This is a genomic window from Gracilibacillus sp. Marseille-QA3620 (genome assembly GCF_054950035.1).
In genome coordinates, this window is record NZ_CM143102.1 from 3,567,538 (window position 1) to 3,590,957 (window position 23,420).

Genomic DNA, 23,420 nt, shown 5'->3' on the forward strand with positions numbered 1-23,420 from the left:
GAACCGTTTTCTCCTTTCTCCATACTATCTGAATTGCTGCCTCCCTCTTATAGAGATGCACGCAGAATAGCTAAGACGTCTTCTTTCTTCAATTTCTTAAAGTTCCCAAATTCGCCATTCGCCATCGCTTTATCTGCCATTAAGTCCAGATTGCGATCATCTATTTCATAATCAGCCAGGCGTGTTGGTGCCCCAAGGCTTGTCCAGAAATATCGGATGTTACGGATGCAATCCTTGGCTATTTCTTCATCCGTCTTGCCAGCTGGGTCGACGTCAAATACCTCCACCCCTAAGCGTACGAACTTTTGCAGGTTTTCATGCATGCAATGCTCCATCCAATTAGGGAAGAGAATGGCCAGCCCGCCGGCATGCGGAATATCGTATACTGCCGAAACGGCATGTTCAATATTATGTGTAGCCCAATCCCCGCGGATTCCAACACTTAAGGTACCATTTAGCGCAACTGTTCCACAATAGAGAATTGTTTCCCGAAATTCATAGTTTTCCAAATCCTGTAGTAATTTGGGAGCGGTTTCTTTAACCGTTTTCAAAACGGATTCACACATCTTATCCTGCAGCGGGGTGTTCTCGCTATGATTGAAATACGTTTCAAGCACATGGGACATCATATCGACAATCCCGTAAATGGTCTGGTTCTTCGGTACTGTAAATGTGTTAACGGGATCTAATATGGAAAATTGAGGATATGTATGCACAGAGCCCCAGCCATATTTCTCTTTTGTTTCCCAATTGGTAATAACGCTTCCCGAGTTCATCTCTGAACCGGTCGCCGCAATTGTAAGGATGGTCCCAAATGGAAGGGCACTCTCCACAGGAGCCTTCTTCGTAATTAAATCCCATGCATCCCCTTCATATCGGGCTCCAGCCGCAATGGCCTTTGTACAGTCAATGACGCTTCCTCCGCCAATGGCAAGCAGGAAATCAATCCCCTCCTCTTTACAGATTTCAACTCCTTTATGAACTGTGCTTAACCTCGGGTTCGGTTCAACCCCCTGCAATTCATGATAAACGAGTCCCCTTTTCTCCACCTGTGAGATGACGCGGTCATATAAACCATTCCGCTTAATACTGCCTCCCCCATATACCAAAAGAACCCGCTCGACATCAGCTGGAATCCATTCATTTAACTGCTCTACAGTATCTTTCCCAAAAACAAGTTTTGTTGGATTAAAATAAGCAAAATTTTGCATAACGACACTCCTTTTTTTGCTGCCATGATGGATAGATCCGCAGCTATCTATTTTATTGTATCAATTCTTCATTCCCGTCAGAAAGAAGCATAAAACATGAATAAGATTCAGCTGAATAATCCATTCTATGAGTGTAAGATTCACCTTCAAGGAGGAAATGAAATGAGTTGGATTCAACGTACAGCACTATTATTAACCATTATCGGTGCCATTAACTGGGGACTGATTGGATTTTTCCAATTTGATTTAGTAGCCACTGTGTTTGGCGGCGGAAGCCAAGCCGGCGGTTTTGCCCGCGTTATATACGCTCTTGTCGGCATTGCCGGACTGATTAATCTAGGCCTCCTCTTTCGACCAAGTGAAGAAATCAGCACACAGCGGGTATAACAACAGCCCTTTAGCAGTAAATTAAAGCCCATTCACCTTATTGGTGAATGGGCTTCTCTCTTTTCTTAAACAGAAAAGACGTGTTTTATCTTGTCAATGGCCCAATCCAGATCTTCTTTCGAAATGATTAACGGCGGTGCAAAGCGAATGACGGTATCATGCGTTTCCTTGCATAATAGACCTTCCTCCTTCAATCTTTCACAATAAGGCCGTGCTTCACCGTGTAATTCCATCCCGATGAACAAACCTCTGCCGCGTATTTCCTTAATGATTGGATGATCAATTTTCTCCAGCTCTTCTCGGAAGTATTGACCAAGTTCAAGTGAACGCTCAGCAAGCTTTTCATCTAAAATAACATCGAGTGCTTCGGTTGATACAGCACAAGCAAGCGGGTTCCCGCCAAAGGTTGATCCGTGGGACCCTGGATTAAAAACATCCAGAATATCATGGTCAGCTACGATACAGGAGATTGGGAACACACCTCCTCCAAGAGCTTTCCCTAAGATGTAAATATCGGGAACGACATCTTCCCAGTCACAGGCAAACATCCTGCCAGTCCGGCCTAAACCAACTTGAATCTCATCGGCGATAAATAAGACATTTTCCTTTTTACATAGCTCATAAGCTTCCTTCAAAAAACCAACAGGCGGAATATTGATACCTGCCTCCCCTTGAATAGGCTCAAACAAGAAAGCAGCCGTATTAGGTGTTATCGCTTCTTTCAGCGCTTGTACATCCCCAAATGGGATAAGCTTGATTCCCGGGAGCATGGGTCCAAACCCGCGTTTATATTCTTCCTCAGAGGACAAGGATACAGCAAGCATCGTTCTTCCATGGAAGTTGCCGATACAAGCGATTACTTCTGCCTTTCCATCCTCCACACCCTTCACATCGTATGCCCATCTCCTAGCAGCCTTGAAGGCTGTTTCCACGGCCTCTGCTCCTGTGTTCATCGGCAGAGCCTTTTCTTTTCCGGTGATTTGACAGATCTTTTCATACCATGGTCCAAGCTGATCATTATGAAATGCACGTGATGTCAAGGTGACACGGTCCGCTTGGTCTTTAAGCGCTTGAATAATCCTTGGGTGTCTATGGCCTTGATTGACAGCCGAATAGGCACTCAGCATATCCATAAATCGGTTTCCCTCAGGATCTTTCACCCAAACGCCCTCCGCTTCTGAAATGACGATTGGCAATGGATTGTAATTACGGGCACCAAACTTTTCTGTTTGTTCAATCATCTTGCTTGATACAGATGTTTTCATTACAGAATACCTCCAATCATAACAGTCATCTACTTCATCATACACTTACATGTTCAATCTTTCACGTATAATAATACTGCCAATTCTTAATAAAAAGAATATTCACCCTACACTTATATTATCTACTAATAGGAAGGGTATTCCTATTGTTTTTTTCAAAAGCATCTACTTATTTCAGAGGGGCTGTAAAAAAAAAGCAGCCAGGGTACGTTCCCCTGAACTGCTTTAGTCATTACTTCTTGATAAGATCTTCACGCTTGGATTGTTCAATCCACTCTTCAAGTTTATCCTTCAATGTATTGAAGCCTTGTGGAGTTTCTGCTGGAGCAGTCTTAACTTGCTGTACTGCTTTCTTTCTTGGCTTGCGTGCTTCAGCTTTTTCTGCCGGTGCTTCTTCAGTTGCACGAATAGACAAGGCAATTTTGCCTGCTTCTTCGTCTACGGATAATACCTTCACGTTCACTTCATCGCCGACTTTAAGGATGTCATTGATATCCTTAACAAAGCCATGTGTAATTTCAGATATATGAACAAGGCCTTGTGTGGATTCATCCAACGCTACGAATGCGCCGTATGGTTGAATGCCCGTTACTTTACCTGTCAAAACTTGTCCTGCTTCATATTTTGCAGTCATAAAAACACTCCCAATAATGTATTTAAATCTCGTTATAATACGCAATATAAAATTATATCATAAAATTTACCCATTATCAAAAATCACCCTAGCAATAATGTCAATTCCCGAATTTTCTTTTTATAAACCTCGCAGGCCAATAACTATCTTTCGCAAACCTTGTCACTTCATGCTAGTATTAAACGATTAACGTCTAATCCTACTTACCTGAGGTGTATTTCTCTATGCAAAAACATGAACAATGGTCATCCAAGATAGGATTCATATTGGCAGCAGCCGGTTCGGCAATCGGGCTCGGTGCCATTTGGAAATTCCCCTATATGGCTGGCGAAAATGGCGGAGGCGCTTTTTTAATCCTTTTCATTGCTTTTACTCTCTTGATTGGCGCCCCTATCCTGATTTCTGAGTTTGTCATCGGCCGACACGCCAAAACGGATGCTATTCGTGCCTATAAGTCGATAGCATCGAATCGCACGTGGCAGCTTCTTGGCATAGGAGGTGTTGCTGCCTCTTTATTGCTTTTATCCTTTTATAGTGTTGTCGGAGGGTGGATTCTCTCCTATTTGGGAAGAGCTCTATTTGGCATGGTAACAGCAAATGGGCAGTATGAGCAGCTTTTTGCCCAAATTATTGAAAATCCAGTGGAATCCTTGACCGCACAAATCATCTTCATGATTATGACGATCCTTGTCGTCCAAGGCGGGATTCATAAAGGAATTGAACGTGCGAGCAAGATTATGATGCCCGCCTTGTTTCTTCTATTTCTCATCCTTGCCATCCGCTCCCTTACATTGGATGGAGCAATGGAGGGAGTTAAATTCCTCCTCCAGCCAGATTTCGGGAAGCTATCTGCTGAATCCTTGCTTGAGGCACTCGGACAGGCTTTCTTTGCTCTAAGCGTCGGCATTTCAGTCATGGTCACCTATGCTTCCTACTTAAATGACTCGGAGGACTTGAGCAAGTCTGCCTTATCTGTCGTAGGACTGAATATCATGATTTCAATCTTGGCCGGGCTCGTGATTTTTCCTGCTGTATTCGCGCTTGGCTTTGACCCGACTTCCGGTCCCGGGCTCGTTTTTGTTGTCCTGCCAGCCGTCTTTAATGAACTGGCTTATGGAGGTTTGTTCTTTTTCGTGTTCATGGTCCTGCTTTTATTCGCTACCTTAACCTCTGCATTCTCTATTTTAGAGATTACGGTAGCTGTTATTTCGCGCGAGAATCCATCTAAACGGAAGCGTTCAACCTGGATTGCTGGATTTGTGACCTTCCTTGTCGGAATTCCAAGTGCTCTCTCATTCGGGGTCTTAAATGATTTCACCCTTTTCGGAAAGACGATTTTTGACTTAGCTGACTATATCACTTCAAATCTTGCTCTTCCGCTCGGTTCATTATTCATCTCTCTCTTTGTCGGATATGCAATGAACCGGAAAACCCTGTATGAAGAACTCCAGAAAGGATCGGCGATAACAGCTGGTTTATTTAACGCCTGGTATTTCACTATCCGTTATCTTTGCCCCGTTGCCATTTTAGCCGTTCTCTTCTATTCCGTCGGGATATTGTAACATTTCAAACTTCCCTCCATGCTCAATAATGATAGAATAAAAGAAAAGAGCATTAGGAGGGATTTTGATGTCAATTGGTGAAAACATACGAAAACATCGACTGGAAAAGGGTCTCAGCCAAGAGGAGTTAGCTATGCGCTCTCGAATCGGCACCCAGAAACTAGAAAAGTTTGAAGCAAATGAATTAATTCCCAACCTGCAAGTAATCTTAAATCTATCATCCGCACTTGAATGCCCTGCTTCTGAATTGATTGAACAAATAACACCAACAGGGCCTTGTGACATCGATGATGAATTACAATCTCTTATTCAAGAGATGGGACAGAAAAAGGCAAAACTGATTTTACGAAAAACGAAGGATATAGAAGAGAAGGATTTCCTGCACGTCATGCAAATGCTCTTTGATGTTAAATACGAACAAACCAAGTAAATGAGAAAAGGCCGAGCAGTATATCTACCTGCCCGGCCTATATTTATGCTATGCCCTTTTCTGAATAAAGCGGTCGATGCGTGTCACAGCCTCACGCAGCTGATCCATAGACGTTGCATAGGAACAACGGATATGACCCTCGCCGCCAATTCCAAATACATCTCCTGGAACAACAGCCACCTTCTCCTCAAGCAGCAGCTTCTCGGCAAATTCTGCTGAGGTCATTCCTGTACTTTCAATGGATGGGAAGGCATAGAAGGCACCGCCTGGCTTATGGCAGGTCAGCCCCAACTCGTTAAATGATTCCACAAGATAATTCCTTCTGTGCAAATAACTTCTCCGCATTTCTTCCACATAGTCAAATCCATAGCGGAGCGCCTCAAGAGCTGCATGCTGAGCCGAAGTCGGAGCACACATAATGGCATATTGATGAATCTTCAGCATCGCTGCGGTAATTTCCTCATTCGCACAGACAAATCCAAGACGCCAGCCTGTCATCGCAAATCCTTTTGAAAATCCCGAGATAAGGATCGTACGGTCCATCATTCCCTCAATTGAAGCAAAGCTTGTATAAGCCTCATCATAAACAAGCTCAGCATAAATCTCATCAGAGAGGACAACCAAATCATGCTTGATGACAATCTTAGCCAAGGCCTCTAGATCATCCTTCGAAAGCTGGCTTCCAGTCGGATTATTAGGCGAACAAATCATGATTGCCTTCGTCTTTGGCGTGATGGCCTCCTCCAGTTGCTGAGGCAGCAGCCTAAAGTCAGATTCCTTCGTCGTCCCAACCGAAACGGCTTTTCCGCCTGCCATTGTCACAAGCGGTGCATAGGAGACAAAGCAAGGCTCAACCACAATAACTTCCTCGCCAGGGTTCAAAATGGCTCTAAGAGCAATATCGATTGCCTGGCTCGCGCCCACCGTCACAATTATCTGACTTTCTGGTGAATAATTGACATGGAAGCGTCTGCTCATATAAGCAGCGATTTCTTCCCGCAATTGTATCAGTCCTGCATTAGCCGTGTAGGATGTATAGCCCTCTTCAAGGGAATTGATGGCCGCTTCACGATAGCGCCAAGGAGTAACAAAGTCAGGCTCCCCTACACCGAGGGAAACTACTCCTTCAACACCTGCCGCCAAGTCAAAAAACTTTCTAATTCCTGAAGGCTTCATGTTGCGTGCAGTGTCTGATAAATAATTGGTTTTAATCATGGTGAGACCACTATCCTTTTATCTTCTTCTTGTGGTGAAAAGACCGTTCCATCATGCTTGTATTTCTTCAAAATGAAATGGGTAGTTGTTGAAATGACTGAGTCAAGCGTTGATAGCTTATCTGAAACAAAGCGAGCAACCTCATTCATTGATTTTCCTTCTATTACGACAGATAAATCATAAGCCCCTGACATTAAGTAGACAGAGGTTACTTCCTCATACCGGTAGATCCGTTTGGCTGTCTCGTCAAAGCCTACCCCTCTTTTCGGAGTAACCTTCACATCGATCATGGCTGTCACGCCCTCATGCTCCTCCACCTTTGACCAATCCACTAATGCTGCATAACGAACAATTATATTTGAATCCTCTAATTTCTTCAGTGTCGTTTCCACATCAGAAACAGGGAGACTCGTCATCTTCGAAATATCTTCTACAGAAATTCTGGCATTTTCCTCCACAATCTGCATGATTTCGATTTCTTTATCAGTAAGGTGCATAGACCTAACCTCCATTTATAAATTGACTGAAAATTTAGTCTAAACTTTTTATATTATATCATTCTTATCACTAATTAGGTATGTAATTCAAGAAATATACTTCATCTGTACCTTGCTAATTTCAGGTAACATTTCTTAAAGTCTTTATTTCAGTGTGCTAAAATAGACAGATATTAGATGGATGGAGGGAATAATATGGTCAATTCAAATATACAATTCATTGAACGAAAAGGAACCGGTTCATTGAAATGGGATCACGCAGATGCCTTGTTCAATGGGGAAGGACTCTTGCCAATGTGGGTAGCCGATATGGACCTCGGTGTACCTCGTCAAGTCCAGGAGGCCTTAATAGAACGTGTAAATCATCCCATATTTGGCTATGCACGTCCACAGGATTCTTTTTATGAATCTGTGATTAACTGGTTGAAAAATAAGCATCATTGGACCATTCAAAAAGAGCAAATCTTCTTCAGCTCTGGAGTTGTGCCTTCCATCGCGGCTTCTATCCTTGCATTCACGGAACCAGGCGATAAAGTCATGATACAGTCACCAGTCTATGCCCCATTCTACAGCTGCATTAACGAAAACAGCCGGACCCTTGTGGAAAATCCACTCCGCATTCAGGATAATCGCCTTGAGATTGACTTTGAAGACTTTGAGAATAAGCTGAAGGAGGGCGTCAAGCTCTTTATCCTATGCAGCCCTCATAATCCTGGGGGAATGGTTTGGAGCAAAAAGGAACTTGCCCGTATGGCTGAATTATGCGCAGACTATGATGTTCTCATCATCTCAGATGAAATCCATGCTGATTTAAGCTTATCCGGATATGAGCACACACCAATCGCCACCATCAATCCAAACACAATCACCCTTATGGCACCAAGCAAGACCTTCAATATCGCCGGCCTGCAAGCCTCTCTTGTCATTACTGAAAAGCCGGAGATTATGAAGAAGCTTACCGGGCAATTCTTAAAGCAAGGATTCTACGGTCTCAATGTCCTAGCTTATCCTGCCATGGAAGCCGCTTATACATATGGTGCCGACTGGCTGAAGGAAACAACCTCTGTGATTGAGGGCAACGTTGAGCTTGTCACAACCTTCATAAATGACAAACTCCCGAACGTAAACGTCATCAAACCAGAAGCATCCTTCCTGATTTGGATTGACCTGAACGGACTAGGACTCACAGATGCCGAGATCACCAAGCGCCTGATTCAAAAAGGAAGGCTTGCCCTCGAACCTGGAACCAAATTCGGCAAAGCCGGCAGCGGCTTCGTCCGCATGAATATCGGCAGCAGCCCGGAAACGGTTAAAGAGGGACTGAACAGGTTATACACAGCATTTAGTGATTTAGTATAATGATAGTATTTAATCGTATAGCAGGCAGGAAAAGGGCAATGCAGCTTTTCTCGCCTGCTTTTTTCATGATGATATCTCCGTTGAAAGAGGATTCTCTTGGAGCTGCCCCGCAAATTAAAATGGCGTAATCAATATTGTATTAAGCAAACTTAACGCAAATAATAAGATTTCTTTGAAAGAATCTCTTCAGCTTGTCATTTTTTCATGATGAGGCCATGGATAGGCCTTCCTTTTGAAGAGATTTATTTGAATTTCATGATTTAAGGGCGAAAAGTAAGCTATATGGGCGAACCTTTATGAGTATGAGCGCTTTACCGAATGTATGGGAGAAGAAATGGTCCTAAGGGCGAATTCACAGGCTCCTTCCTTTTTCCACATCAAAAAGGCTGACCCGAAACTAGGCCAGCCTCCTTCTATCAAAAAAACTGCACAACTCTGTGCAGCTCACATTCTTAATCTATAATCTTTTTCTTTCTCAATTGTTCTTCCAATTCCTTCGCCTTCTGCACTTCCTTACGGTTATACAAAATGATGAACCTCATTGCCAAAATAGCAAATATAAGAAAGATTGCCATCGTTAAGCCGGCCGGAATATATTCACGCTTATCTTCAGGAAAATACAAAAACAAGCCCATAATAAATAAAACGGATTGCGGCATATTAGTGAATACCTCCTTATCCAAGGAAACATTTGTATAGTACACCACATTATAACATTTATTCTTATTGTTTTAACCATTTTCCTAAAGAAAAGGAGCCTGAAGGGGCAGGCTCCTTGTTATGCTCAACTGATGACGGTTTAAACCTATATTACTAGTTTTCTTCATATTCTTTGACTTCGCCGTCTTCTATAATAGTCAGCCTCCGATCGATTTCAAAAGAGCCTTCTTTCGTAATGCTTGGGATATTGTATACCTTCTCTTCATCTGTAACACTTTCTAATCCCTCCTGCATGGAGCTCCTGATTTTTTCTACATCATCCACTGTTCCCGCCGACTCCATCGCTCCGACAAAGGCATGTAAGGCGATATAATCAAGACCAGATTCCGAGCTTGGATCTACACCATCATATTTGTCATGGTATTTTTCCACAAATCCATCAGTCCCCGGGAAGTCTGAATAGATTAATGGCGTAACTCCAATAGAGTTGTTAAACGTATCATAGCTTCCCGTAATAGCCTTCATTTGATCAAATTTCGCTTGGTCCATAACAATGAACCCGCCTTTGAATCCTAGTTCTCTTGCCTGTTTAGCCACTTTAGCGGTTGCTTCAGATGCTCCCCCTATAAATAGGACATCCGGCTTTTTCTTAAGAGCATTTGTGATAATAGTGAAGAAATCTGTATCCTTCGCAAAGTCAATAGCCGATTCATAAACAATCTTACCGCCTTGTTTTTCCCATTCAGGCTGAAGGCTTTTCGCCCAATCCTTCCCATATTCAGTCGCTGGCGGAAGCATAGCCAGCTTCTTGCCCGATGTCTTCATCGCATAGGTTGTGAACGGCTCAATATAACCACTGTATTGCGGAGCAACCTGGACAGTCAGCTCGTTTCCTGATTCAACGACCCCCGGCTCACTTGTATAGGCGCCAATAATGAATTTATCCCGTTCATTAAATACTTGCAGTGCCTGAACTCCGCCGCTGTGAGGAGTGAAGATAATCGGTGCTTTATCCTCCTGCACAAGCCTCTTTGCATTGGCTGCTGCCTCATTTGGTAAATACTTATCATCTAGTGCCTTAATTTCGAGTTTATAGGTTTTTCCATCCACCTCAAAGCCGCCGGCATCATTGATTTCCTCTGCTGCCATCTCAAGCCCCTGCAGAGTACGTTCCCCGTAATAGGCTGCCGCACCGCTCAATGGACCCGTGAATCCGATTGTCACCGTATCCCCTTTACTCCCTCCAGCCGTATTATTAGATGAACAGCCGATTAATCCGAATAGCATCGCTCCCATTAAAGCAACCAACCCGACTTTTCTCATACACTTACCCCTCTCAATTTAGGATTCACTCAAGCACCTATATAGGCTTTCTTAACCTTCTCATTGGTGAACAGCTCTTCTGAAGTGCCGGATAATACAATCGATCCGCTCTCAAATACATAGCCTTTATCGGCAATTTTCAAGGCGGCATTTGCATTTTGTTCAGCAAGGAGAATGGTTGTTCCTTCCTTGTTAATCGTTTGGATAATATCAAACATCTGCTCCACAATGAGGGGAGCCAAACCGACAGATGGCTCATCAAGCATCATTAGTTTCGGTTTCGCCATAAGTGCTCGGCCAATGGCGAGCATTTGCTGTTGACCGCCGCTCAGGCTGCCTGCAGAATGCCCCTCTTTTTCCTTAAGGATGGGGAATAATTCAAATACATGTGCTAAAGTTTCTTTGATTTGCTCTTTCTTTCGTTTATGGACAAAGGCGCCAAGAATGAGGTTCTCGTGTACAGTCATTTGCGGAAACAGCTTGCGCCCTTCTGCGCATTGGACAATTCCCTTTCTGACAATTCGGTCTGCACTTAATGAATGGATAGGCTCATCAACGAAGTTGATAGAGCCCGAGGCAACCTTTTGAAGACCGCTGATTGCTCTAAACAGGGTGCTTTTCCCGGCGCCATTTGCTCCAAGCAACACGATGATTTCACCGCTTCCAACCTCAATTGTTGCCTCCTTGACAGCTGTATAATGACCATACTTCACATGTACCTGATTTAGTTTAAGCAATAGCCTCGCCTCCTAGATACGCCCTGATCACTTCCTCATTATTTTGAATTTGCTCAGGTGTTCCTTCCGCAATTTTCTCTCCATGATTCAGTACCATAATCTTATCCGCAAGCTTCATAATCATTTGCATTTTATGTTCAATCAAGCATACCGTAATGCCAGTTGAAGAGATCCGTTTAATCAAATCGGTCAAGCCCTCTGTCTCATCTGGATTAATTCCCGCAGCCGGCTCATCAAGAAAGAGAATGTCTGGGTCAGTAGCCAAGGAAAGCGCGAAGGCTGTTCGTTTTTTCTCTTCTTGAGAGATATTAGCTGTAATTCGGTCCGCTAAATGGGAAAGCCCCGTGAATTCCAATACCTCTAATGCCTTCTCCTTGCACTTCTCCTCCTCCCGCTTCAACCGGCGTGTTCGAAATATGGCATCTACAAGTGTAGATTTCGTCCGAAGACGATGGCCGACCATGACATTGTCAAAAACCGTCGATTGTTCAAATAAATGTGTCGTTTGGAAGGTTCTAGCGAAGCCTAAATTCGCAATCCTATGAGACGGCATACCTGTAATGTCTTCCCCCTTATACAGAATCTGTCCTTCAGACGGCGGATGAAAACCGCTGATTAAGTTGAAAAACGTTGATTTTCCCGCGCCGTTTGGCCCGATAATGGCATTAATCTTATTCTCTTCGACAGAGAAGTCTACCTGATTCACAGCAGTCAAGCCGCCAAACCGCTTCGTTAATCCTTCGATTTCCAAGAACATCTCCTCATCCCTCCTATACTTTGTTTTCCGCTTCCTGTCCTTGAACCCGTGCATGTTCCTTCTGGAGGGCTTTCTCTTTCTGCTTCTGTCTCCACTGAATGAAGGAGCCCGCAATTCCTTTCGGATAAAAAATAATCAAGAAGGTCAGGAGAGGCCCAAAGATCAGCATCCGGTAATCCTGCAGAAACTGCAGATTCTGAGATACCCAAACAACAAGAATCGTCCCGATAACTGGACCTGATAGCGTACCAATGCCACCGACGAGCAGGTAGATCAACATATCAAAAATAATATTTGTATAGCCAATGTCTGGTCCGATAAACCGAATCAACGAAGCGTATAAAGCGCCAGCCACCCCGGCATAAGCTGTGGATAAAACGAAAGCAGCAAGCTTATTCCTCATCGTTGAAATACCAATAGAAGCAGCTAATTCTTCACTGTTCCTGATGGCCTTATAGGTCCGTCCTGACAAGGAATGGACAATTCTGTACATGGCAATCATCCCAAGAATCAGAAAAACCAGGACTAAATAATACATGGGAATTGCCTCATCGAAATAGATAGAACCGATTGGGGGCGGCGAAGGAATACCAATGAATCCGCGTACACCTCCTGTCAGTTCCTCCCATTTGTAAATCACCAGGTAAATAATGTAGCCGACACATAAGGTATAGATGGCGAAATAATGTTCCTTTGTACGCAAGGCAATCAAGCCGATAAAGAAACCAATGATTGAGGTGATTAAGACCGAAAGAAGAAAAGCAAGCCAATAGTTCATTTCTGCCTTAACGGTCAAGAGGCTGATCGCATATGCGCCTATGGCAAAAAATCCAGCATGCGCAAGCGATAAATATCCAGTATAGCCAGCGATTAGATTTAGACCGTACACAGCAATAATCCAAATAAAGGCAAGCGTCATAATATGCAGATAGTATTCATTTTGTATAACGAGAGGAAAGAGCAGGGAAAGCAACAGTATGGCCGGCAGGAGGAATTTCTTTAAATAGGCTCCCTTCACTAGCTATGTCCCTCCTTCACAAATAATCCTTGGGGCTTAATGGATAAAATCAACACAAGCAGGACGAAGGCAATCAAATCTTTATAATCGTTAGAAATATAGGCAGCCCCAAGACTTTCACTGAAACCGAGGATGTATCCTCCGAGAATGGCTCCTGGAATGCTGCCCATCCCGCCTAAAATAATAATGACAAATGCTTTTAGAATAACGAGATGTCCCATGCCTGGAGAGACGAGATTGATAGGTGCCGCTAAGGATGCCGCAATCGCTGCAAGGGCTCCGGAAATTAAGAAGGTGAGCATTGCCACCTTATTGGCATTAATTCCAACCAGAAATGCTCCGTCCCGATTTTGGGCCATTGCGATAATTGATGAGCCCGTCATTGTTTTGCGCAGGAAGAAATGCAGGCCAATCATGATGACGATGGCTGCCCCAACAATCAAAATTCGTTGGAGCGTGATGGTCAGACCACCTATTTCTACCACCTGTCCATAAGGAGTCGGCATCATCCGATATTCTGCTCCCCATATGAACTGAGCTAGAGCCTCCAAAAACAAGAGTATTCCAATGGCGGCAATCTTATCTTGCAATGGCGGGGCATCCTTAAGCGGGTGGAAAATCAGCCGCTCCATCAAAACAGCTATCAAACCTACCGCTAACATAGATAGAAGAATGGCTAGCCAATAGTGCAGGCCCAAGCTTGTCATCATCGTCAACGTTACATATCCCCCTAGCATATAAAGGGCTCCGTGTGCGAAATTAGGGATATGCAGGATTCCAAATACAAGGGTAAGTCCCAGTGCCACAAGACTGTAAACACTCCCGACTGTTAATCCATTAAAAAGCTGCTGCAAAAGAGTCTCCATTTAATCCCTCCTTATATACGGAGGAAAGAGGCTTCAGAGAATGAATCTCTCGCACTCTTCTCTCCTAATCTTGCAGTCTCTCCAGATGATTCCTTAGACCGCCTGGAATCAAGACCGTTATCTGTTCGTCAAAATTAAAGCAGACAATCACTGCATTCCCTCTTGCTATGACAATGCCTGATTGGCTATTTGATATAACATGGGACAGATGAAAGCTTTTCTTCCCAACATGAGTAACCATGGTGGATACGGACAGATATTCTTTGACGCGCTCGTACCCTTCGTACTGACATTGGGCTGACGCTACGATGAAATTCACCTTCTCATCCTCGATATATCTTTGAAGGCTGTCAAAAAACTTTGTGCGCGCCTCCTCCATATAAGAGAAATAACTGATACTGCTTATATAGCCTGATGCATCTGAATCATTGAAGCGCGCATAGACGATTGTCTCTAGTAATTCCATGGCCATGTGCTTCACCTATCTTTCTATAGAATCATGATGGCCGTTCAATAATGACAGCAATTCCTTGGCCTCCGCCAATACAGGCCGTGACTAACGCATACTTGGCCTTAATTCTCCTTAATTCATACACAGCCTTTGTCAGTAAGATGGCCCCGGTGGCGCCGAGCGGATGTCCATGAGCAATTGCTCCGCCATTCACGTTGACCTTATCCGGATTCAGCTCAAGCTCCCGCTCACATGCGATAACCTGAGCGGCAAAGGCTTCATTGATTTCAACCAAGTCCATGTCATCCAACGTCAAACCAGCCTTCTGTAAGACCTTTTTCACAGCCGGGACTGGTCCAATTCCCATTAAATTAGGATCCACACCGGCAATGGCTTGTTCTCTGATGATGGCCAATGGTTCAAGATTCAGCTCGGATGCCTTGCTGCCGGACATAATCACAAGTGCTGCGGCGGCATCATTTAACCCAGAGCTGTTTCCTGCTGTTACTGACCCGTCTTCCTTGAAGGCTGGGGAAAGATTGCCCAATGCTTCCATAGTCGTTTGGGGCCGGGGATGCTCATCTGCTTTAAAAATGACTGGATTCCCTTTTCTCACCGGAATGGAGATTGGGACAATCTGCTCATCAAACCGGCCCTCTTCCATCGCAAATCTCATCTTTCTTTGACTGTTTGCTGCGAATTCATCCTGTTCCTCTCGACTGATGCGATACTTCTCAGCCAAATTCTCAGCAGTGATTCCCATTGGCGGGTCCCCTATTTCTTCCGGTGACAGCCTGGATTTTCTGAACCTTGGAAGTGCTGGGCTATACGGTTTATCAGCACGGTCGAGTAAATATGGCGCACGGCTCATGCTCTCTACCCCACCGGCAATATAAACATCCCCCTCCCCTGCTTTAATGGCTTGTGCAGCTAATGTGACTGCATTAATCCCAGACCCGCACTGCCGGTCTACCGTTAAACCCGGTAGCTCCAAGGCTAGATGAGTCTGCAAAGCTGTTAATCTAGCAATATTTCCACCGCCGCTTAATACATTGCCCATTAGGCAATCCTCAAGCACATCCGGTGTAATACCAGCCCTCTTCACGGCTTCCTTTATCACTTCTGCACCAAATACATGAGGAGGAACAGATGCTAATGCTCCTCCCTGCCTGCCGATTGCTGTTCTGACAGCAGACACAATGACCGCTTCCTTCCCCATAGCTTCATGCTCCTTTCCCATAAGAGGGATATTCATTAATTCCTAGGTCCCCCAGCCACATACAGCACCTGTCCGCTCACAAAGGAGGATTTCTCATCCGCAAAGAAAGCAACGGCATTGGCAATATCCTCTGGCTTTCCCGAACGGCCAACAGGGATTTTGCTGACGCTCGCTTCAATCAGTTCATCAAAGGAAATGCCAATCCGTTCAGCTGTCGCCTTCGTCATATCTGTCTCAATAAAGCCTGGGGCAACAGAATTTGCCGTAATGCCATATTTCCCAAGCTCAATGGCAAGGGTTTTCGTAAATCCTTGCAGTCCTGCCTTGGCGGCTGAGTAATTCACCTGTCCTCGATTCCCTAAGGCAGATGTGGATGAAATGTTGATAATACGGCCATATTGGTTTTGCACCATATATTTCTGAGCTGCTCTTGTCACGAAGAATGTTCCCTTCAAATGGACATCCATGACCATTTGCCAATCCTCGTCCGTCATCTTAAAGAGCAGATTATCACGGATTACTCCGGCATTATTGACCAGAATATCAATGCTCCCGAATTGCTCAACCACCTCCGCCATCGCGCCCTCAACCTGCTCACGGTCAGTCACGCTTGCCACCTTTGCATAGACAGGGCATCCAGCCTCCTCAAAGGCTTGCTTTGTCTCCTCAATGGCTTCCTCATTTAAATCGATAATCGCGATATTAGCCCCTTCTTCTCCAAACCTCTCAGCTATCTTTCGGCCAATTCCGCGTGATCCGCCTGTAATGAAGGCTGTTCTGTTTTGAAAATGATTTGCCATCACCTATTCCTCCTTAAATGAAATCCCCAACTTTGACATGGCCTTTTAATAGATTACGAGAAATAATCATGCGCTGAATCTCATCTGTCCCATCATAAATCCTCCATAATCTCGCCTCACGGTACCAGCGTTCAATCGGCAGCTCACGTGTATAGCCCATTCCGCCATGAATCTGGAGGACACGGTCCACGACTTTGTTCCCCATATTGGCCCCGTAGAGTTTGGCCATGGCAGCCAGGTGACGGTTATCCTCTCCTTGATCGAGGGTAAAGGCTGCATTGAGTGTCAGCCAGCGTGCCGCCTCAATTTCAACCGCTGAATCAGCGATTTGCCATTGAATCGCCTGACGGTCAGCGATCGGTTTCCCGAATGTAAAACGCTCCTTAGAATAATCAATCGCCATTTGAAGGAGACGCTCTGCTGTTCCGACCGCTCTTGCCCCGACGACCCAGCGCGCAAAGCCAATCCACTCAAGCCCCAGCTTATAACCGCCATGAAGCTCGCCTAATATATTTTCCTCTGGAACACGCACATTATCGAAGACCAAACCGGCCGGTCCCCACTCACCCATCGTGTGGATATATTCTGATTTCCAGCCCATATCGCGGTCCACGATAAAGCAGGTGACACCCTCTCTGCCCGTTCTGGTATGGGTTTCTTTATCCGTTATGGCTATGACCATGACAAAGTCGGCTTCATTTCCACCGGTGATGAAGGTTTTCTCCCCATTAATGACCCAGTCATTTCCATCCTTTACGGCGGTTGTTTTAATATTGCGTGTATCCGACCCGGCATCCGGTTCTGTCATCGCGAAGCAGGATTTCTTCTCTCCATTGATGGTTGGAATTAAATATTTCTCTTTCTGCTCCTCATTGCCGTAGTAGAGGATATTATCGGCTGAACCGCCAAATTTAAAGGGGACGAATGTTTTGGATACTTCCATCAGGACAATTGCCATCATCATCTGACCTAAATCTGCCCCTCCGTATTCCTCCGGAGTGTTAATTCCCCAGAAACCGAACTCCTTCGCTTTCAGTTGGAGTTCCTCAAGCTTTTCATCTGAGAGGCTTGGCCTGCCCTCCCGTTCATTTTTGAGCACTTCATTCTCTAGGGGAATCAATTCATTCTCCACAAACTTCCTGATTGTATTGCGCACCATTTTTTGTTCATCTGTTAACCGTAAATACATCTTTCTCCCACCCATTCCTTCTATTTTTTTGAAATCGCTTACAATTATTTTTGTTCAAACTTATTTAATGCAAGTATCATGCCAACCTAAAAGACGGATAAATACGCAAAAATCACAATTGAATCGATTCATCTTTGACGACTCATTCAAGAATGAATCATCCCCTTATAAGGAGCTTCCTCCATCAACCGCAATGATTTGCCCAGTAATATGATCACTTGCCCGGCTCGCCAGAAGCATGACCGCTCCCTTCAAGGAATCCGGGTCTCCAAGCCGTTTCATCGGATTCTTATGAATGATTTTCTCTTGGTTTTCACTCAGGATATGTCTTGTCATTTTTGACTCAAAGAATCCTGGGGCAATAGCGTTAACGTTGATACCGTATTCGCCCCACTTCCTTGCCAGATCCTTCGTGAAATGGTGGATGCCTGCCTTGCTTGCGCTGTATCCAATGGCATTCAGCACATCAGGCGCTTCTGCTTTAATGCCGGCAACCGATCCAATATTAATGATCTTACCCTGTCGATTCTGAATCATCTGTCTCCCAACATATTTAGACATGAGGAACGTCCCGCCAAGATTGACATCCATGACCTTTTTCCAGGCTTCATAAGGCATTTCCTCCACTTTTTCTCCCCATGTCGTGCCGCTGTTGTTAATCAAGATATGAATGGGACCGAAATCCTCCGTAACACGCTGGACCACCTCAATGACCTCTTCTTCTACAGCCACATTGCATGAATAAGCCTTTGCCTTTCTGCCATATCGGGCAGTGATTAATTCGGCCGTTTCAAGTCCATGCGCGATATTTCGTGAGCAAACTGCCACCTCTGCCCCATACTCAGCCAACGTCTCTGCCATGATGCGCCCTAGTCCTGTTCCCCCTCCTGTTATTAATGCCGTACATCTGCTTAAATCAAATAGGGAAGACTTCATCCATCATTCCTCCTGCTCTTTTCAACTTGTTTATCCAATTCTTCCTTGATTAAGGTCCTCTTCAACAGCTTGCCGACAGTATTGCGCGGAAGCTCGCTTCGAATCTCAAATAAGGTTGGCACTTTATACGGTGTCAGCCTTGCATAGCAATAGCCTTTCACTTCCTCTAAATCAATGGTCGTCCCCTCCTTCGGAACAATGAAGGCTTTCACAATTTCCTCTGCCTCAGCCGTAGGAATACCCGCGACTGCAGCTTCCTTAATATCTGGATGTCCATAAAGTACATCCTCCACCTCCTGGGGGTAAATATTGAACCCCCCCACAATCACCATCTCTTTCTTCCGGCCGACAATATAGAAGTAGCCATCGCGGTCCTGCATAGCTAAGTCCCCTGTATAAAGCCACCCGCCTTTTAATGCGCGTGCGGTTTCTTGCTCATTATTCCAATATCCCTTCATAACCTGCGGTCCGCGGATAAGCAATTCGCCCACTTGGTTCTCTGACAGCGGCTGGTTATTCTCATCAATAATCAAGCAGTCGGTACCTGGAAGTGGAATACCGACACTGCCGACCTTCCGGATGCCATTCGGCGGATTCCGATGTGTGGTAGGGGAAGCTTCCGATAATCCGAACCCCTCTCCAATAGAAGCACCCGTCAAACGCTCAAACTGGTTAAGAATCTCGATTGGAATTGGTGCTGAACCGGATGTGCACATTTTCAAGGAAGTCAGATCATAGCGGTCAATCTCCGAATATTGCGTGAGGGCCATATACATCTTTGGCACTCCCGGAAAGAAAGTTGGCTTGTATCGTTCAATGCCCTCTAGGATAGCTTTGGTGTCAAAGCGTTTATACAGCAAGATTGCTGCTCCGAGATAAATGCTTAAATTCATGCCGCTTGTCATCGCATACACATGATACAAAGGAGTTGCCGTCAAGACGATTTCCCGTCCTTCTGTCATGATTTCCCCATACATCGCACGGCTTTGGACCACATTAGCCACTACATTGCAGTGTGTGAGCATCGCTCCCTTCATCTTGCCTGTCGTCCCGCCAGTATATTGAATAACAGCAATATCCTCCAGCGGATTGATCTTCTCACCTTTCTCCAGCAGATCGTTATTCATCAGCTCTTGAACTGTTTTTTCTCGATTTTGTTTTGGACCTGCATAAATGGTCTGCTCAAATGGATAGATTAGTTGTGCTTCTTTCACTGCTCGTTCAGCTGTTCCGTCATAAATGATTGCCCGACAGCCACTGTCTGAGGCAATCTGCAGCAACTCTCTCGTTGTGTAGCGAGGATTAATCTGGACAACAATTAGTCCTAAACGGTGTGCAGCATAATAGCTGATTACATAAATGGGATTATTCTCAAGCATAAGCCCAATACGGTCACCTTTCTTTAATCCAAGCGTCTTCAAACCACCCGCAAGTTGATCTGTCTGCCGCTTTACAGATTCATAGCTCCATACTTCCCCTTCAAAAATGATGCACGGTTGCTCAGAATATCGTTTTGCCGACCGCTCCAGCAAATCATATAAACCCAGATTCGGAATATCCTGAAATGCGTCCTTTACGTACCATTGCTGCCAGGCCCGCCCAGTTATGTTTTCCATCTTGCACCTCCGAAACGTTTATCTCCTTATGTAGAAAGGACTCACCTTTTGTGATGCAAGATTTATGCCAATATGCCAGCACCAAAAAAAATTCGGCAGTGGTAATCTGCTAGATTCCACTGCCGAATTCTCTACATCTATCCAGGTACGATGTGATCATGCTAACCTAATTCAATTTTATATTTCTTTAGCTTTCTGACGATTGTCGGCTGGCTTGTCTGCAAGGCTTCGGCCATTTCATAGGTGGAATGGTATTTCTCTGCCGCAAGGCTTAAAGCCTTCCTTTCAGCGAGCTCTGCTGCTTCCTTTAAGGAATGAACAGCTGTTTCCTTATGCAGCTCAATCGGTGCAGCAGGCTGATATTCAGCAGGCAGATGCTCTAGGCCAAGAACATCATCCATATGCAGAAGTGTTATCCGTTCAATTAGATTAGCCAGCTCACGAATATTGCCCGGCCATGAATATTGGTACAAAAAGGCCTTTAAATCTTTATTCAGCTGCTTATAGGTACCGTATTTCTCATTGCATTGCCGTAGACTCAGGTCTGCAAGCGGCAGAATCTCTTCTCTTCTTTCCCGAAGCGGAGGAATCGTAATTGGAACCACATTCAGCCTGTAGAATAAATCCTCCCGGAATTCCCCCTTGTCGACCATTTTCCGTAAATCCCGATTGGTCGCAGCGATTATACGAACATCTACCTTCTTCGCTACCGTCCCGCCTACCCGCTGAATTTCTTTATCTTGAAGGACACGGAGCAGTTTTACTTGAAGGGCCATTGACATTTCCCCTACCTCATCGAGGAACAGCACCCCTTTATCCGCCATCTCAAACAGGCCCTGCTTCCCGCTTTTGTTAGCTCCTGTGAAGGCACCGCTCGCATAGCCAAACAGCTCGGATTCAAGTAATTCTGAAGGAAGGGCACCACAATTGATTTTAATATATTTTCCTGATTTGCTTCGTTCACTCCGCTGGTATAAATATTTAGCGAGGACATCCTTTCCGACTCCTGTTTCCCCATAAAGAATGACAGTTGCATCTGCATTCGCAATTCTCGCAGCCATCTCATAGATCTTTATCATTCTATCTGCTTTGATAATTGTCCAATCTCCTAGCTGAGCCAAATGATCCCTTAAACGCTCAATCTCTTTACGATAATCCTGATTTAACTCATTGGCTTCCTGCAGTGCTTTATGCAATTGATTTAAATCAGATAAATCGCGGATATTTGTGACAACGCTTTCAATTTCACCTTCATCATTAAAGACGGGGTTCCCTGTCAGCAAGGTTTCACGGCCGAGGTAGTTCAGCTGCATCACCGAAACTGTCCGCTTTTTCTCCAGCACTTTTTTCGTGACTGAATCCTCCAAAATGCCCCTTTTCACTAAATCTTCCGTCCTCTTATTTATGTAATATTCCTTCGGGATATTGGTAATACGTTCAATCGCTGAATTTGTCCTCAAGGTAATTCCATTCTTATCTGTTATATAAATTCCGTCATACGAATTCTCAATAACAGCATCAAGATGGCGATTAAGCCGTTCCATCTCCCTCACCTTCATGGTGAGGCTATCCAGTTCCCCAGAGACAATTCCAGCGTAAGCATGGGTTCCATCTGTTTTCTTGGCCATCAAGAAAATCATTTCTATTCCATCGACAGCGGCAGAAATCATTGATTCTTCACAGACATTCCAGTGATCAAAGTAATCTTGAATCTTCAAGGACTTCTTCTTATCCCCCAACATTCTTCTCGCTTCCTCATTCATCGTGAGAATCTGCTGATTATCGAAAGTTTCTATATACATAAATGAACCTTCCTTCAATTCATCTCACCCCTTCGTCTATATGTTAAACTTTACCATAAAAATCAATTAGGGGATATTAGCCTGAAAGGATTTGGGTGAAATCACCCGCCCCCTTAGCACAAAGGCTCTAAGTTGTTTTCTACTAGATCATTTTGGAACGAACTCCCCGCTGCTCTAAATAAAAAATGGAGCTGAATGGGATTTACTCCACTCAGCTCCATCTCAATTATTAGTTTAAGATATTAATTTTCTCAATAACAACATCATATACCGGCTTGTCGTTCGGGCCAACCTTTGTTCCGGCAATGTCATCGACAACATTCATGCCTTCGACAACTTGACCGAATACAGTGTGTCTGTGGTCAAGCCAAGGTGTTCCGCCGACTTCCATATATTTTTCGACTGCTTCAGCAGGATAGCCTGCTTGTTCCATTTGACCGCGCAAGTTGGATTCCACTTCATTCTTTTGAACGATGAAGAATTGGCTTCCGTTTGTGCCAGGACCAGCATTAGCCATGGACAATGCACCGCGGAAGTTGAAGAGATCCATTGTGAACTCATCTTCGAACGGCTGTCCCCAGATACTTTCTCCACCAGTTCCTGTTCCATTCGGGTCTCCGCCTTGGATCATGAAATCATTGATAACACGGTGGAAAATGAGGCCATCATAATAGCCGTTCTCCGCATGTGTCAGGAAGTTTTCTACCGCTTTTGGCGCTTGTTCCGGGAATAATTTAATTTTGATATTCCCTTTATTCGTTACCATTTCCACGAGTCTTTCATTGCCTTGTACGTCTGTGAATTGAGGTAATACTGTCATTGTATCGTCGCCTTCTTTCTCTAAAATAGTCTGGTCAAGCTCCATCATGCTTTCCGCATGCTGTTGGTTTTCCACATTTTTGCTGAAATAATACCAAGCAGCTCCACCAAGGAGGATCATTGCAAGCATTATTAGTCGTATTTTCATCTTTACCTGCCTCCAAGTTCTCACTTTACACGATTTTCTATGAAAAAGCACCTCTCACGTTGAGACTTTTTCATGTATGTGAACCAGGTAAAAAGGTATGATGAGGAGAGTACATAATTTTGGAGGGATGGATATGAGTGAATTACAAATCGGGGATTATGTAACGGCCTTTTATAAGACAGGGAAATATGCCGGGGAGATTACCCAAATACGCCCTAATGGCTATATCGTCGTCAAGACACTCGCTGTTCTAAAGCACCCAATGCAGGGTGACCTTCATAATCCTAAGCAGGCGGATGTGGAATTCTTTCATGAAAGAAAGGCACTCGCTCATCTGGAGCAGACAAATGTGCCGGCAAATATGGTAAAGCCATTTGAAGGTGAGCTTCCGCCCTATAAGGACTCCTTAGCTGAAGCCCTTTCCATCTTAAGGAGGGATTTGCGTGAAGATCCTTCTGATTGGGCAGCACGCAGTCTCGAATGCCTTGAGAGGCTTGAATCAGAATACAATCTATAAAA

24 protein-coding genes are annotated in these 23,420 nt (G+C 44.6%); 5 read left to right on the top strand and 19 right to left on the bottom strand.

Annotated elements, in window-relative coordinates; all coding sequences use genetic code 11:
* Positions 1-47 precede the first annotated feature (47 nt).
* Positions 48-1,211: an iron-containing alcohol dehydrogenase gene (locus ACY8DX_RS18005; protein WP_049669703.1), complete on the bottom strand. Its 1,164-nt coding sequence runs from the start codon at positions 1,209-1,211 to the stop codon at positions 48-50.
* A gap of 162 nt (positions 1,212-1,373) precedes the next feature.
* Between ACY8DX_RS18005 and ACY8DX_RS18010 the strand changes: the two genes are divergently transcribed.
* Entirely contained in the window at positions 1,374-1,598 is a 225-nt protein-coding gene (locus ACY8DX_RS18010) for a DUF378 domain-containing protein (protein WP_049672756.1), read from the top strand.
* A gap of 65 nt (positions 1,599-1,663) precedes the next feature.
* On the opposite strand, the gene ACY8DX_RS18015 is transcribed toward ACY8DX_RS18010, so the two are convergent.
* On the bottom strand, positions 1,664-2,863 hold the full coding sequence (locus ACY8DX_RS18015; protein WP_439803100.1) for an ornithine--oxo-acid transaminase: 1,200 nt from the start codon (positions 2,861-2,863) through the stop codon (positions 1,664-1,666).
* A 232-nt stretch (positions 2,864-3,095) separates the two neighbouring features.
* Positions 3,096-3,497: a S1 domain-containing post-transcriptional regulator GSP13 gene (gene yugI / locus ACY8DX_RS18020; protein WP_049669701.1), complete on the bottom strand. Its 402-nt coding sequence runs from the start codon at positions 3,495-3,497 to the stop codon at positions 3,096-3,098.
* A 224-nt stretch (positions 3,498-3,721) separates the two neighbouring features.
* Here yugI and ACY8DX_RS18025 point away from each other — a divergent pair, with 224 nt between their 5' ends.
* Positions 3,722-5,059, top strand: a complete 1,338-nt coding sequence (locus ACY8DX_RS18025) for a sodium-dependent transporter (protein WP_439803101.1) — start codon at positions 3,722-3,724, stop codon at positions 5,057-5,059.
* 67 nt (positions 5,060-5,126) lie between these two features.
* A complete protein-coding gene (locus ACY8DX_RS18030) occupies positions 5,127-5,489 on the top strand; it encodes a helix-turn-helix domain-containing protein (RefSeq protein WP_049669699.1) in 363 nt (120 codons plus the stop codon).
* Between the two features lie 48 nt (positions 5,490-5,537).
* Here the strand turns inward: ACY8DX_RS18030 and ACY8DX_RS18035 are convergent, their stop codons facing one another.
* Both ACY8DX_RS18035 and ACY8DX_RS18040 read right to left on the bottom strand, forming a co-directional pair.
* Positions 5,538-6,704 carry an aminotransferase gene (locus ACY8DX_RS18035; protein WP_439803102.1) on the bottom strand — a complete coding sequence of 389 codons (1,167 nt, stop codon included), beginning with the start codon at positions 6,702-6,704 and terminating at the stop codon, positions 5,538-5,540.
* The gene (locus ACY8DX_RS18040) at positions 6,701-7,201 is read right to left on the bottom strand and encodes an Lrp/AsnC family transcriptional regulator (protein WP_049669697.1); all 501 of its coding nucleotides are present in this window, start codon (positions 7,199-7,201) and stop codon (positions 6,701-6,703) included. Before ACY8DX_RS18040 ends, ACY8DX_RS18035 begins: the two co-directional genes overlap by 4 nt.
* 195 nt (positions 7,202-7,396) lie before the next feature.
* Here ACY8DX_RS18040 and ACY8DX_RS18045 point away from each other — a divergent pair, with 195 nt between their 5' ends.
* Positions 7,397-8,560 (top strand): MalY/PatB family protein, encoded by a 1,164-nt coding sequence (locus tag ACY8DX_RS18045; RefSeq protein WP_462405739.1) that lies wholly within the window; start codon positions 7,397-7,399, stop codon positions 8,558-8,560.
* A gap of 452 nt (positions 8,561-9,012) precedes the next feature.
* On the opposite strand, the gene ACY8DX_RS18050 is transcribed toward ACY8DX_RS18045, so the two are convergent.
* The 14 genes from ACY8DX_RS18050 to ACY8DX_RS18115 form a co-directional block, all read right to left on the bottom strand.
* On the bottom strand, positions 9,013-9,219 hold the full coding sequence (locus tag ACY8DX_RS18050) for a hypothetical protein (protein ID WP_049669695.1): 207 nt from the start codon (positions 9,217-9,219) through the stop codon (positions 9,013-9,015).
* Between the two features lie 154 nt (positions 9,220-9,373).
* Positions 9,374-10,543 (bottom strand): ABC transporter substrate-binding protein, encoded by a 1,170-nt coding sequence (locus ACY8DX_RS18055; protein ID WP_049669694.1) that lies wholly within the window; start codon positions 10,541-10,543, stop codon positions 9,374-9,376.
* Positions 10,544-10,572: 29 nt separating this feature from the next.
* Positions 10,573-11,280 carry an ABC transporter ATP-binding protein gene (locus ACY8DX_RS18060; RefSeq protein WP_439802157.1) on the bottom strand — a complete coding sequence of 236 codons (708 nt, stop codon included), beginning with the start codon at positions 11,278-11,280 and terminating at the stop codon, positions 10,573-10,575.
* Positions 11,273-12,037 (bottom strand): ABC transporter ATP-binding protein, encoded by a 765-nt coding sequence (locus ACY8DX_RS18065; RefSeq protein WP_049669692.1) that lies wholly within the window; start codon positions 12,035-12,037, stop codon positions 11,273-11,275. Before ACY8DX_RS18065 ends, ACY8DX_RS18060 begins: the two co-directional genes overlap by 8 nt.
* A gap of 13 nt (positions 12,038-12,050) precedes the next feature.
* Positions 12,051-13,055, bottom strand: a complete 1,005-nt coding sequence (locus ACY8DX_RS18070) for a branched-chain amino acid ABC transporter permease (RefSeq protein WP_049669691.1) — start codon at positions 13,053-13,055, stop codon at positions 12,051-12,053.
* On the bottom strand, positions 13,055-13,921 hold the full coding sequence (locus ACY8DX_RS18075; protein WP_049669690.1) for a branched-chain amino acid ABC transporter permease: 867 nt from the start codon (positions 13,919-13,921) through the stop codon (positions 13,055-13,057). Before ACY8DX_RS18075 ends, ACY8DX_RS18070 begins: the two co-directional genes overlap by 1 nt.
* A gap of 64 nt (positions 13,922-13,985) precedes the next feature.
* Positions 13,986-14,387 (bottom strand): acyl-CoA thioesterase, encoded by a 402-nt coding sequence (locus ACY8DX_RS18080; RefSeq protein WP_197089897.1) that lies wholly within the window; start codon positions 14,385-14,387, stop codon positions 13,986-13,988.
* Positions 14,388-14,418: 31 nt separating this feature from the next.
* Positions 14,419-15,591 (bottom strand): thiolase family protein, encoded by a 1,173-nt coding sequence (locus ACY8DX_RS18085; protein WP_439802158.1) that lies wholly within the window; start codon positions 15,589-15,591, stop codon positions 14,419-14,421.
* Between the two features lie 35 nt (positions 15,592-15,626).
* Complete coding sequence (locus ACY8DX_RS18090; RefSeq protein ID WP_462405740.1) at positions 15,627-16,391, bottom strand: beta-ketoacyl-ACP reductase; 765 nt, start codon at positions 16,389-16,391, stop codon at positions 15,627-15,629.
* Positions 16,392-16,404: 13 nt separating this feature from the next.
* Positions 16,405-17,580, bottom strand: coding sequence for an acyl-CoA dehydrogenase family protein (locus ACY8DX_RS18095; protein ID WP_462405741.1), 1,176 nt, complete (start codon positions 17,578-17,580; stop codon positions 16,405-16,407).
* Between the two features lie 165 nt (positions 17,581-17,745).
* A complete protein-coding gene (locus ACY8DX_RS18100; protein WP_462405742.1) occupies positions 17,746-18,516 on the bottom strand; it encodes an SDR family oxidoreductase in 771 nt (256 codons plus the stop codon).
* Positions 18,513-20,132, bottom strand: coding sequence for a long-chain-fatty-acid--CoA ligase (locus ACY8DX_RS18105; RefSeq protein ID WP_462405743.1), 1,620 nt, complete (start codon positions 20,130-20,132; stop codon positions 18,513-18,515). The genes ACY8DX_RS18100 and ACY8DX_RS18105 overlap by 4 nt, the downstream gene beginning before the upstream one ends.
* Before the next feature lie 161 nt (positions 20,133-20,293).
* On the bottom strand, positions 20,294-21,934 hold the full coding sequence (locus ACY8DX_RS18110; protein ID WP_462405744.1) for a sigma-54 interaction domain-containing protein: 1,641 nt from the start codon (positions 21,932-21,934) through the stop codon (positions 20,294-20,296).
* Positions 21,935-22,163: 229 nt separating this feature from the next.
* Entirely contained in the window at positions 22,164-22,754 is a 591-nt protein-coding gene (locus tag ACY8DX_RS18115) for a peptidylprolyl isomerase (RefSeq protein WP_049672754.1), read from the bottom strand.
* Positions 22,755-23,034: 280 nt separating this feature from the next.
* Here ACY8DX_RS18115 and kapB point away from each other — a divergent pair, with 280 nt between their 5' ends.
* Complete coding sequence (gene kapB, locus ACY8DX_RS18120) at positions 23,035-23,418, top strand: kinase-associated lipoprotein KapB (protein ID WP_462405745.1); 384 nt, start codon at positions 23,035-23,037, stop codon at positions 23,416-23,418.
* Positions 23,419-23,420: the final 2 nt, after the last annotated feature.

Excerpts from the sequence above, each read along its gene's own strand:
- ACY8DX_RS18005 (WP_049669703.1), bottom strand. The coding sequence starts at position 1,211 with ATGCAAAATTTTGCTTATTTTAATCCAACAAAACTTGTTTTTGGGAAA.
- ACY8DX_RS18010 (WP_049672756.1), top strand. The coding sequence starts at position 1,374 with ATGAGTTGGATTCAACGTACAGCACTATTATTAACCATTATCGGTGCC.
- ACY8DX_RS18015 (WP_439803100.1), bottom strand. The coding sequence starts at position 2,863 with ATGAAAACATCTGTATCAAGCAAGATGATTGAACAAACAGAAAAGTTT.
- yugI (WP_049669701.1), bottom strand. The coding sequence starts at position 3,497 with ATGACTGCAAAATATGAAGCAGGACAAGTTTTGACAGGTAAAGTAACG.
- ACY8DX_RS18025 (WP_439803101.1), top strand. The coding sequence starts at position 3,722 with ATGCAAAAACATGAACAATGGTCATCCAAGATAGGATTCATATTGGCA.
- ACY8DX_RS18030 (WP_049669699.1), top strand. The coding sequence starts at position 5,127 with ATGTCAATTGGTGAAAACATACGAAAACATCGACTGGAAAAGGGTCTC.
- ACY8DX_RS18035 (WP_439803102.1), bottom strand. The coding sequence starts at position 6,704 with ATGATTAAAACCAATTATTTATCAGACACTGCACGCAACATGAAGCCT.
- ACY8DX_RS18040 (WP_049669697.1), bottom strand. The coding sequence starts at position 7,201 with ATGCACCTTACTGATAAAGAAATCGAAATCATGCAGATTGTGGAGGAA.
- ACY8DX_RS18045 (WP_462405739.1), top strand. The coding sequence starts at position 7,397 with ATGGTCAATTCAAATATACAATTCATTGAACGAAAAGGAACCGGTTCA.
- ACY8DX_RS18050 (WP_049669695.1), bottom strand. The coding sequence starts at position 9,219 with ATGCCGCAATCCGTTTTATTTATTATGGGCTTGTTTTTGTATTTTCCT.
- ACY8DX_RS18055 (WP_049669694.1), bottom strand. The coding sequence starts at position 10,543 with ATGAGAAAAGTCGGGTTGGTTGCTTTAATGGGAGCGATGCTATTCGGA.
- ACY8DX_RS18065 (WP_049669692.1), bottom strand. The coding sequence starts at position 12,037 with ATGTTCTTGGAAATCGAAGGATTAACGAAGCGGTTTGGCGGCTTGACT.
- ACY8DX_RS18075 (WP_049669690.1), bottom strand. The coding sequence starts at position 13,921 with ATGGAGACTCTTTTGCAGCAGCTTTTTAATGGATTAACAGTCGGGAGT.
- ACY8DX_RS18080 (WP_197089897.1), bottom strand. The coding sequence starts at position 14,387 with ATGGAATTACTAGAGACAATCGTCTATGCGCGCTTCAATGATTCAGAT.
- ACY8DX_RS18085 (WP_439802158.1), bottom strand. The coding sequence starts at position 15,591 with ATGGGGAAGGAAGCGGTCATTGTGTCTGCTGTCAGAACAGCAATCGGC.
- ACY8DX_RS18090 (WP_462405740.1), bottom strand. The coding sequence starts at position 16,391 with ATGGCAAATCATTTTCAAAACAGAACAGCCTTCATTACAGGCGGATCA.
- ACY8DX_RS18095 (WP_462405741.1), bottom strand. The coding sequence starts at position 17,580 with ATGTATTTACGGTTAACAGATGAACAAAAAATGGTGCGCAATACAATC.
- ACY8DX_RS18100 (WP_462405742.1), bottom strand. The coding sequence starts at position 18,516 with ATGAAGTCTTCCCTATTTGATTTAAGCAGATGTACGGCATTAATAACA.
- ACY8DX_RS18105 (WP_462405743.1), bottom strand. The coding sequence starts at position 20,132 with ATGGAAAACATAACTGGGCGGGCCTGGCAGCAATGGTACGTAAAGGAC.
- ACY8DX_RS18110 (WP_462405744.1), bottom strand. The coding sequence starts at position 21,934 with ATGTATATAGAAACTTTCGATAATCAGCAGATTCTCACGATGAATGAG.
- ACY8DX_RS18115 (WP_049672754.1), bottom strand. The coding sequence starts at position 22,754 with ATGACAGTATTACCTCAATTCACAGACGTACAAGGCAATGAAAGACTC.
- kapB (WP_462405745.1), top strand. The coding sequence starts at position 23,035 with ATGAGTGAATTACAAATCGGGGATTATGTAACGGCCTTTTATAAGACA.